Below are 10329 nucleotides of genomic sequence, written 5' to 3' on the forward strand. Positions count from 1 at the left end.
ACGGTGCCCATTCTGTCACCGCACCGGCGATGTCATGCACGGGTCCTCCTGTAGAGAGCCGCCATCCCACGCCACCAACATGCGCCAACCCCTCTTGCTTGATTCTAATGTCCCGCAGTAGAACTAATCACACTTTCGGCCAGCCTATCCGCGTGCACCGGCCCCGCGCCCAACACCCTCATTCATGCAGCTACGGGCGATGCGGCCCGCATGCCCGTGACCTGGGGCGCGCCGCCCACGGCGAATACGCCGTCGACACCGGCTCCCGCGCCGCCAGTCACGCAAACGCAGACGGTGAACGTCGTCATCGGACCGACGAGCAAAGTGGATTCGCCCCCGGCGGCTTCATTGGAGCTGTCCACGCGTGAGGGTGAAGTGAAAACCGACATCGCGACGATAAGCGGCGACGGGCGCATCACACTTGCAAATGGGGAGAGGATCGCGTACGCAGCGCCGGCTGCGTTATTCCTCCTCGACGCTCGAAACGGGGTACAACGGCTGTTCATCGTCGATGACAGTGACCAGGGTTTGATCTCGGACGCGTGGATGTTCGATGGTAAAGATTGGCATCATCGTGCGAGGCTGGCGAGTCTGCCGCTCGATCGGCGAATCACGATGCCAGTGTCGCTGATTCCTCCGCAGAGCATTGTCGACCGCCTGGCTCATCGGGCCACGTGGCTCGTTTCGGAGGGTGTCGTCGTGCCGGGGCCTGATTATATTCGAGCGGTCTTCGCTCTCTATTTCCTCCGAAGCGCGCAGGAAACAATCAACGACAATGATGCAGCCCACCGCAACATGATCGGGTTTTCATTCGCCCGTATGCATTTCTACGACGAGGGGCTGCGGCCATGCGACCACCTACGGGAGCGCGCGGACAATCTCTTTGCCGGCTTCGTGCGAATGAATCGTACACCCTGGCCCGCAGGGCAGCCCTGAGAATGCGCGGTGCGCGTCCTACGTTCGGGACGTCCCATCAACCAAGAGCTTCGCAAAGAACCCAATGAGGCCCAAGGGCAGCCGACGAGCTGGCGGCGGCCTCGGGTCCGCCCCGAGCCACGGCCGAAGATGCCGCGCACTCAGCTCGGGCACGACGCGCACGAGCTGCGCCGCGTGGGCCGCCGCGTCGATGTTCGCGCTTGCGTACGAGTACACGTAAAGCGAGCCCAGGCGAACGCGTTTCCCTTCGGTAGTCGCTCCGTATACGTCTGCATCGCGTGCGACGTGACGACGAGCACCTTCCCGGCCCGCGCTCGATCGGCGAGCTCCCGCAGCCAGTCGATCTGCCAGTCGGTCGGGGGCCACGACGCATGCGTGCCGTCGGCGAGGAGATACGCGCTCGCCTCGACACCCGCGAACCGAAGAGCCCGGACACGCTGGCACCCTGCCGAGTACCCGATCAGTGCCAGGCGGGACACATGCCGAAGCCCCGCACGAACGATGCGCGAATTCGAGTATCTCCTCCATTACGAGAAACGCGATCACGAGTGCTCGGGGGTCACCCTCTCCTGCTTGGACGAGCCGCAGCGCCATGGAATCACCTCCGCCGCCCGAGCATGAGGCCGACCAGGGCGAGCATCATGCCCATCACTTTCGGCTCGAGCGCCGCGCGCCGCCCACTACTAACGAGCGTGTGGATCTCGATGTCTTCGCCATAGAACACCCGCAAGATCGTGGGATGGTCGAGCCCCTGGGCGCCCATCCAATGCGCGCAGTGTTGGCCGAGGCATCCACGATTGCCTGGATGGCTGCGAAGCGACAGGCGCGTCGGAATCACATTGGTACCACTACGACCGATATTGTAGGTCACATATCGTTCCGTATTCGTCGGGTCCGAGCCGAGCCCACCGTTCGACGTCCGATACGCTCCGGCGACATGATTCGCGAGGACCATGCGCCCGCGATGCCTCAGCACCATTCTGCGGGTGCGCTCCGCCGCCATCATGCACTCGTGGGAAGCCCGATGGGCGAAGACCTGAAAGCCCTCGCCGCTCGGGATCGGTGTTGTAAGGCCGAGTCCCGGCCGATCACGCATGGCACGGAGCAGGTATGTTCGTGCAGCGATCGCGAGCGCGGCCTTGGCCTCTGGGTGTGCATTTACGTGCTCCCCGGCCACGACCCCTGGGACATATTCGTCGTCCAGGGATAGCCAACCCGCGACCGTCAGGACGCGTGCTGGCGCATCGCTGGGCTCGGCCCCGATAATCATGAACGGCCGCTCAATCCGTGCCGGACCACGAATATGCCGCAATCGACCACCGGGGCATTACCCGGATGCAGCCAGACGCGGGCCGTGGCGCGTCCTGCATCACTCTCGAACCGGAAGGACCACTTCGCCACGCGGCCAGGATATCTCGCCATCGCGACGACCTGCCGCTTGTGAATGAGTGGCCCCACGACGACCGTGGGCAAATCCGCCAGTACAGGATCCTTGCCAAAGAGTGGATCGACGAGGGTGAGCGTGGCGGAGACACGCCACTCCGGGGGAAGCGCATCCCCCCAGAGAGGCGGCTGCTCCATGATGACGACGCAGTGTGTCCACGGACCATACTGCGCATCCGTCTCGACGACGTTCTGCTTCGCTTCGCTGTCGATCTCCGCCACGCTCATGACTCAGCCTCCGTTAGCTGCTGGGTTTCGCCTCGAATGCGATGCCATTCAAGGACAGTTGCAGATAGAGCCCCACTTCGAGTGGCTTCGTCGGCGTCCCGGCCCCGAGATCGATCGGCTTCACGGGGAAGACGATGTCCTCCGGGATGTGAACGATCGCGCTGAACGCGCCATGCTCACTCCGCTCCGGGTTGTCGGTGAAGATGTAGCCATCCGGTACCGGCAACACGGGCGCACCCCCCGAGGTGCGCGAGAGCGTCCGGACCTTCGTATCCGGCACGTTCCGGAGGTGGTCGATCAGGATCTTGCGCGTATTGGCATTCCCACCGGTCCGGGTCTTGTCCCAGTGGAAATACACGACGGCGGATCGGCGAACGCTACGATAAAGCAGGTTCTCGCCCGTCGTATCGTGGAAGATTTCCTTGGGCAAGAACATGCCCGCGTCATCCCACAGCCACGACTGGCCCGTGAGCACCGCCTTCGCCTCGGAGAGCCCCGCGATCTTCTCGATCTCCCCGGAGTCGTAACGAACGCGGAGCCCCGCTTCCTGCATCGTGATCGATTGAATCAGGAACTCCTGCTCATTGTAGGTGTTCTTGGACGGACGCTGGAGGTTCGTCCAGTTCGTCGTCGCCGTCGCCGTGTTGCCGAGGAACTTCACTTCGTCGCCGACGGCGCGGTCGAACAGCTTGTATTCCCCCGCGGGGATGTGGAGCCAAGCGCGAGTCGTCGTACCCAAGCATTTGCAGGGGATCTCGGTGATGCTGTAATAGTGCCCGTCTTGGCGCACGGCGAACGGATCCTTGCGTGCGCTCCACCGTTCGAGGATCTGGCGGGCCCCGCTGTTCGGGGGCACCATGTTCGCCGGCATCCTCGGGCGCGCCTTGGCCTTGACCTTGGCCTTGCGGCGCTCGACGATCTTCCCGCGCGCCCGCGCCCGCGCCTGAAGCTGGCGCGCCTCGTCGAGCGTGATCGACGTGCGCCCACGCTTCCGCAACGCATTGATGTCCCCGGTGTCGGCATCCTCGGCTTCGAGCTCGGCAGACGCGGTTTCTTCTTCCTCGTCTTCGGGGGCCCCGGTGTCCTCTTCGTCGTCCGGCGCTGCGGTCTCCCCTTCGGCGTCGGTGCTTGCCAAGATGTCCATGACGTTGCTGGTAGCCATGATTCAATCCCCTCTCTATGCATTGCGCTGGGCCGGCGCCCGGCGCGGGTTGATCGGCACTCGGACGTATTGCCCGTCGGGCAATTGCAGCCACACGCCGCGCTGCGCCCCCACGGGGAGGGCGGGGACCCCATTGGGGGCCGCAGTGTCGACGCCCTGCGTATCGCCGGACTTGGCCTTCTCGGCCTTCTGCTGCGCCGTGTAGGCGAGCGCGAACAGGGCGCCTCCGACCGCGACGACGGCGCCCGCGTAGGCGTGCCGACGCTTGCGGAGCATGTACCCCACGGCGATCAATCCGACAGGAAGGAGCCACCAATGATCCTTGGCCTCCTTGCTGTTCCGGATATCGTCGAGGTTCGCGAGCAAGGCGACGATCGCGCCCGCGCCCGCGGTGTAGAAGATGCCCGTCCCGACGTCGCGGGCTGTGTAGCGCCGGTGGGCCCGGCGTCGCGGGACCGCCACGAGGGAGCGGTCGACGCTAACTCTTCGCTCTGGCATACGTTAGGATCTCCTTCCATTGTTTCGAGACATGAGGAGGAAAACTGCAACCGCCACCAGGGCGACCGCTCCGAATCCGGTGGCGGCTCGGGCGAACTGCGTGGCGCCGTGGAAGGGCGAGGGCAAAGGCCGGCCGCGCATCGTCGCGAGGCGTCGCTGTGCGTCCTCCAGACCAATGAGCCAGGCTCGCTCGGTTTCGTCAAATGGCAACTCGTGTCCCGCGACGCGCTCCCGTTCCACGTGAATGGATAGTATTTCGAGAGCCTGGGCGTGAACCGCGAGCAGGCGTGCCGTCACCTCGTCGTCGAAGTTCACCACATGCACTGCCTGCGAAATCACAGTGGCGAGGTACGCAGCCGCCAGCGCGCACGCCGTCACGAGTAGGACTGTGGTAACAGGGATAATGCCCGCTTCGAGCGCGCCCTGCGCTGGCGATGCTTCGTCAGTTTGAATATCCGACACCGGGCGCAGTCTCGGCGGAGCGAGGAGCACCAGAGTTCGTGCGATTGCTGCCCCCGCCGCATTTCGGTCTGGAGTGCTGTAGAGGTCAGGACCGAGGCGGCCCAGGGGGATGGGTTTCCTCGTCAATGCGGCCACACGCAGCGATACGACGACGAGCGCCCGAAATTGCCGTGCGCGCGTTTTCCTATCGAGCGACAACCACGCGTTATTTTTCGCGGTCTCGATTGCCGCAACCGACGTGTGCGTTAGGTCGCGGTCTCGATGTAGCCAACGAAAGATCCCGCCTCCCGGAGGCGCGGGGGCCGGGGACGGGCCGTGGTGGGGTAGCGGCGAGGGCGGGGCCTCCTCCGGCCATGTCCACTGCCGCCACCACCACCAAGGAACATCACGCGCGCTCGGCATGACACGGCCCCCTTCATTCGGTCACGAAAATGCGAGCCCGGCCCCCACGAGAGCGATAACGGGTAAGAGACTGTCACCGTCGCCGCTCGCGTGCTGCGTGGTGTGGCTGGGATCTGCTTGTTGCTCCGCGCCCGTGGTCGGAGGCTTTGCGGGGGGCGGGAACTCCCGCTCCGCGAAGCGGATCAACAGAGCACGCTGGTGCAGCGCCTCCGATGCGCGCGGGTATCCCGCATCATAATATGCTTCCGCCATATCCTGAATCTCGTCCGCGTCCACGGCATATGCGAGGACGTAGAGCACCTTCGCCTTCTCGCTATCGGGCATGTGCGCGTCGAAGGCAGTCCCCCAGTCCTCCGCTGGCGTGTTCGGCGGACGTTCGCCCGGGACCTGCGTGCTGCCCCCCGAAGAGTTCCCGCCCTGCGAGGAGGTCCCGCCCTGCGAGGTCCCGCCCGACGATTGCCCCTGCGAGGTCCCGCCCGATGATTGCTGCGGCTGTGTCCACCCTGGGAACTGCGGCGGCCAAGGGACATCCTTCGGAACCCATTCCGGACGTTCCGTAGGCAAACCGGGGAACGGCGTGCTCGACCCGCCCGACGATTGCCCTGAAGAAGACGACTGCCCTTGCGAGCTCCCGCCCGACGACTGCCCCTGCGACGATTGCTGTGGCTGGGTCCAGCCTGGGAACTGCGGGGGCCACGGGACGTCCTTCGGAACCCATTCCGGACGTTCCGTAGGCAAACCGGGGAACGGCGTGCTCGACCCGCCCGACGATTGCCCTGAAGAAGACGACTGCCCTTGCGAGCTCCCGCCCGACGACTGCCCCTGCGACGATTGCTGTGGCTGGGTCCAGCCTGGGAACTGCGGGGGCCACGGGACGTCCTTCGGAACCCATTCCGGACGTTCCGTAGGTAAACCCGGGAACGGCGTGCTCGTCGACCCGCCCGAAGACGACGACTGCCCTTGCGAGTTCCCCCCGGACGACGTCTGCCCCTGCGAGGTCCCGCCCTGCGAAGTCCCGCCCGATGTTTGCTGCTGTGGCGGCGGATCCGGAGGCGCCGGCTTATCCTGGTTGTCGAACCAAGGCACGGGCGGGTTCTCGGTGTTGTTCGTCTCGACCAACGCGTCGTAAGTCGGCTTGTCGAGCTCTCCCGGATTCGAGGACAATGCCCTCGTCGGGTGTTGCTTGTTCCACCACGCCTGGAACGAGCCGAGCGCCTGCGTGGCGCGCGGCGTGAACCCACTCACGAGGTCCACGGGGTTCCGCCCGAAATCCGAGGGCGTGCAGTCGTTCGGATGCGCCACCGCCCACCGCATGAGGAGGGCCTGCGATTGCGGGACGAGCGCGGGATCGAGCGTCACGTTTTTGCCAGGCCCCGGAAGGCCAGGCGTCTCCGGTTTCGACGGCTGCGACTGGATGGGGATGGCGAGCGCGTGCTCCGGCCACGCGTTCGGGATGCCGATCTCCTCGCCGGGGAAGAGGGAGACCCAGTTCCCGGTGCCGGACTGCGTGGGCTTGTGCGGGTTCGCGGCTTTCAGCTCCGACCACCATTTCGCGCGGGCGGGGAACGCGCTTAGTTTCTTCGCGATCTTCTCGGGCCAATCATCCTTGACCACGACGTACTTCCGCGCCGTCGAGAACGTCGCCCCCGTCTCCCGCGCATATTGAAGCCATCCCGGAGGGATGTTCCACTCCATCGAGGACTCGGCTTTGCCGGGATTGGCGGCCAGCAATTCCTGCGTGCGATCCATCTGCCCGGTGAGCTTCTTCGTGATGCCGTGCGGCGTCTCGCCCGGGAGTGCGTGATAAATGCCCGTCGTCGGATCCACGCCGGAGACATCCCGCGCCACGCCGACGCTTCCCGAGAAGAGCCGCAAGATCCGCGGATCGACCATTCGCAGAAGCGGAACGCCACGGACGAGGGCGTCGAGCTGCGGCTCGGTCATGGGCGTCGCGGACAGGTGACGCAACGGCTGCGGCCTCGTGTCCGGGGTCGCGGTGTCGTCGTAATGATCCTCCGGGCCGAGCACGGGCTGGGCCTCGTCGGGAGGGGCAGCATCGTAGCTTTGATCGTGCGGGGCCTCTTCGTTCTGATTCTGCGACCACAGGAGCCCGGCGTCGCGCCGCCGCTTGTATTCCGTCGGCTTGAACACGCGGAGGTGCGCCTCTTCCAGATAACCCGGCTCCCCGCTGCGCTCCGTCATTCTCTCGGCCTCCGCGAGGAGCTTCCGTTCATGTTTCGTCGGAATACGCAGACGTCTCGCCGGAGCTGCGGCCGGCCTCGCGACAGTGGCCGGCTTCGGGGGCGGCTTCGGCGGCTTCTTCTTCTTCTTCTTTTTCGGCGGCTTGCGCAGAAGGCTCTCCACGGCGCCCCCCGCCATCTTGCCGAGGTTCGCCCCGATGCCCGCACCGGCTCCGCCCGCGAGCGTGCCGAGCCCCGCGCCTGCGATGCTGCCCAGCGTCGCCCCGATGCCCGAGTTTCCGCCGCTCTTCCCACCGCCCCCCATGAGAGACGAGAGCAGTTGCGCCCCTCCGCCCATCAACGTATCGAGGAAGTCGCCCGTATCTTCTACGCTGGCGACGTGCTCCTCGTCATCGAGACCGCTGGTGTCGTATGATAATGTGATTGCTCGCGGCATTTCGCTGTTCCTCCTCTCTGCTGTAACGATTACGAGCTCACTGCCGGACGAGACACGGTTCGCGGACACGGACTCCATCGGCACTTGGTGACTTCCACGCTCGTTGTCCGGACGATGGCCGTCGCGTCCGCGTCGTATTCATTCCCCATCGGGCCGGCGAACTGCCCAGCCTTGTTGAAATGGGAGACGACGAGCACCGTAGGCGACAGCGTCGCCACTTCGTCGAGCAGCGCGGTCTGTTCCGTGTAGCTCCTCCCCCATCGCTGTAGCGAGTCCACCACAACCACAGCGGCGTCGCGCGGCACGGCCTGCAATGCCTCGCGCCAGCCGACCTTGCATTTATTGCCGCGAAGGCGGCTCACGAGCCGGATGTTACGAGCCGACGAGCCTGTACGCGGGAACAACTCGCGCACGAGATCGCGGTTCTGCTCCGCGTCGAGCCAGTATCCGAGTCCATCGAGCTTCTCCGCGATTTGCGAGGCGAGTTCGGCGCAGAGCGTCGATTTGCCAGCGCCGGGCGCTCCGCCGACGAGCACTTTGAGCCCGAGCACGACACCGCCGAGCGCCTTGGAAAGGAGCGCCGGAAACTCCGTCGGACGAAGGGAGCGGTCCCCATCGAGCGATTCAACGACGATGCCCGGCGGTACCTCGTGCGGCACGATTTCCCACACATACGCGCCGCATGCACAGTATCCGCCGCAAGGCTGCGGCCGTCGCCGATGGCATACAGAACAGCGAAGCGGTGTCGTCTGACCCATGGCGTCACCAGTAGTTCGTTATCGCCATCCAGCCGGGCGGGATGCGTCCGATACTGGAGTTCAGGATCGTTGGATCCACAGGTAGCCATTGCCCGTTGACGTAGACCTCCGCGAGGATGTGCGGGAAGTCCTGCTCCGGACGCACGGGGCGCTCGCGTGCAACGACCCCGCAGGCACGACAGAGCGCCACGAAAAGACGGGCCTTCGCATCACAATCACCAAACCCGCGCATGAGGGTCACGGCGCAGTCTTCGAGCACTTCCCGACGCGGATCGCGCACGTAATCGATCGCGTACTGGCAGAACTTCAGGATGGCCGCGGCGCGATCAGCCAGCGGCAGTCGTCGAAACACGGCCGCCCACCGCTGGACCTCGGGAAGAAGCTCATCTCGTTGGCTTCCCGCTTTCATGTACCGTGCCTTCGCGGCGTTGCTGGGAAAGTCGATGATGCGCGCCCGGATCATCCGAAGCCTGCCTTCTTGGCGAGAGCGAGCAGTTCGGCGATAGCATCATCGGATGCATCGCCTCGGGCGACTGCCGAGGCCTTGCCGAAAAATTCCGGATTCGAGAGGAGCGTCTGAGCCCCGTTCGGGATCTCCCTCATCACTGCTGGGCCGTCATCCGGTGATTGTTCATCGAAGGGCACGTACCCGGCCGCGGCCAGATACGGCGCGAGATGTTGTGATGCCAAGCTCCAGGGAATCGCTGTGCCGTCGATGTCGTCGGGGCCGATCACCTTGAACGGTGGCGCAGTCGCCCCCCAGGGCGTCGTGCTTGCCGGCGCCGAAGCTAGCGCGACGGGGGTCGCCATCGTCGCCATCGGCGGAGGCGAATCTGTAGGCGCGCTGGGCATCGGCGCGGCGGGCGGCGGCGGCGCGGTGGGCGGTGCCGAGAGAGCCGGGGCCGTGAGCGGCGGCGCGGCGGGCGGCGACGGCGACGGAGCTGCGCTCGAAGCTGGGGCCGGCGGTGGCGTTGCGGAGGCCGGCGGCGGCGCGGCGGGCGGTGCCGTTGGAGCGGGGGCCGGCGGCGATGTTGTCGGGGTGGATGGCGGCGGCGAAGCGGCGACCGTTGCCGTCGGAGCCGGGGCCGGGGGCGGCGGAGCTGCGGGCGGTGCCGGCACTGGCGCCACTGCGGAGGCGTTCGTGTTGGCTGGCGGCGCTCCTGCTGGTCGCATGACCCACCCCATAGGCGTCTGAACGAGCTCCCAACCGGGCCACGCGTCCATTGGCGGCATCGGCGGCGACCAGAACGGGCCGGGGAAGTATTCCGGCGGCGGCTGCGCGGACCGCGGAGCGGGGGCAGGCGTCGAGCTCGATGATGAGGACTTCAATAGCGAGAGGAGTTTTGTGATGTCGCCGAACTCGTCGCCGCCACCTCCTCCCCCGAGGTTTTTTGCAAGCTCCAACCCGCGCTCCATGCCGCGCTCGTAGCTCGTCCCTCCTCCACTCGCTTTGCCCGAGTCTCCACGCAGGAGCGGCACGATCTCGCGCACCACCTCCAGCGCATTATTGCCTTGCTGCGGGCGCTCGAGCAGCGACCGGACGATCGCGCCTTGAACCGCGGCGCTGCTTTCGAGCATCACCCGGAGAAGCGCAATGAACTCGGGGTTCATGCCGGTCGCAGGGGCAGGCGCGGGTTGTTGAGGGTAGAACTCATCCCATAAACCGTCCAGTAGGCCCATCAGCTCCAACATCCCACTTTGTAGGATCAATCGACGAGGTGCGGTCCAGCGGTCGGTACATTTTTCGTGCTGGCGACATATGCAGGTGTGGACCTGACAGACCCTCAGTGGGCACTCCTCGAG

The 10329-nt window shown here is 65.6% G+C and carries 10 protein-coding genes; 1 reads left to right on the top strand and 9 read right to left on the bottom strand.

The features are described from left to right. The first annotated feature begins 210 nt into the window (after positions 1-210). Positions 211-936 carry a hypothetical protein gene (locus QHF83_RS51850; protein WP_282425608.1) on the top strand — a complete coding sequence of 242 codons (726 nt, stop codon included), beginning with the start codon at positions 211-213 and terminating at the stop codon, positions 934-936. Between the two features lie 598 nt (positions 937-1534). Here QHF83_RS51850 and QHF83_RS51855 read toward each other — a convergent pair. The 9 genes from QHF83_RS51855 to QHF83_RS51895 all read right to left on the bottom strand — a co-directional run bounded on the left by QHF83_RS51855 (position 1535) and on the right by QHF83_RS51895 (position 9345). Next, positions 1535-2206 carry a SpoIID/LytB domain-containing protein gene (locus QHF83_RS51855; RefSeq protein WP_282425609.1) on the bottom strand — a complete coding sequence of 224 codons (672 nt, stop codon included), beginning with the start codon at positions 2204-2206 and terminating at the stop codon, positions 1535-1537. After that, a complete protein-coding gene (locus QHF83_RS51860) occupies positions 2203-2607 on the bottom strand; it encodes a hypothetical protein (protein WP_282425610.1) in 405 nt (134 codons plus the stop codon). Before QHF83_RS51860 ends, QHF83_RS51855 begins: the two co-directional genes overlap by 4 nt. Before the next feature lie 13 nt (positions 2608-2620). After that, the gene (locus tag QHF83_RS51865) at positions 2621-3769 is read right to left on the bottom strand and encodes a hypothetical protein (RefSeq protein WP_282425611.1); all 1149 of its coding nucleotides are present in this window, start codon (positions 3767-3769) and stop codon (positions 2621-2623) included. 15 nt (positions 3770-3784) lie between these two features. After that, positions 3785-4231, bottom strand: coding sequence for a hypothetical protein (locus QHF83_RS51870; protein ID WP_282425612.1), 447 nt, complete (start codon positions 4229-4231; stop codon positions 3785-3787). 39 nt (positions 4232-4270) lie between these two features. Beyond that, a complete protein-coding gene (locus QHF83_RS51875; RefSeq protein WP_282425613.1) occupies positions 4271-4729 on the bottom strand; it encodes a hypothetical protein in 459 nt (152 codons plus the stop codon). 423 nt (positions 4730-5152) lie between these two features. Then, entirely contained in the window at positions 5153-7768 is a 2616-nt protein-coding gene (locus QHF83_RS51880) for a hypothetical protein (protein ID WP_282425614.1), read from the bottom strand. A gap of 29 nt (positions 7769-7797) precedes the next feature. After that, on the bottom strand, positions 7798-8427 hold the full coding sequence (locus QHF83_RS51885) for an AAA family ATPase (protein WP_282425615.1): 630 nt from the start codon (positions 8425-8427) through the stop codon (positions 7798-7800). Between the two features lie 103 nt (positions 8428-8530). Beyond that, complete coding sequence (locus QHF83_RS51890) at positions 8531-8989, bottom strand: transglutaminase family protein (protein ID WP_282425616.1); 459 nt, start codon at positions 8987-8989, stop codon at positions 8531-8533. Continuing rightward, positions 8986-9345, bottom strand: coding sequence for a hypothetical protein (locus QHF83_RS51895; protein WP_282425617.1), 360 nt, complete (start codon positions 9343-9345; stop codon positions 8986-8988). Before QHF83_RS51895 ends, QHF83_RS51890 begins: the two co-directional genes overlap by 4 nt. Positions 9346-10329 lie beyond the last annotated feature (984 nt).

The organism is Polyangium sp. 15x6 (assembly GCF_029960785.1).
GTDB lineage: Bacteria > Myxococcota_A > Polyangia > Polyangiales > Polyangiaceae > Polyangium.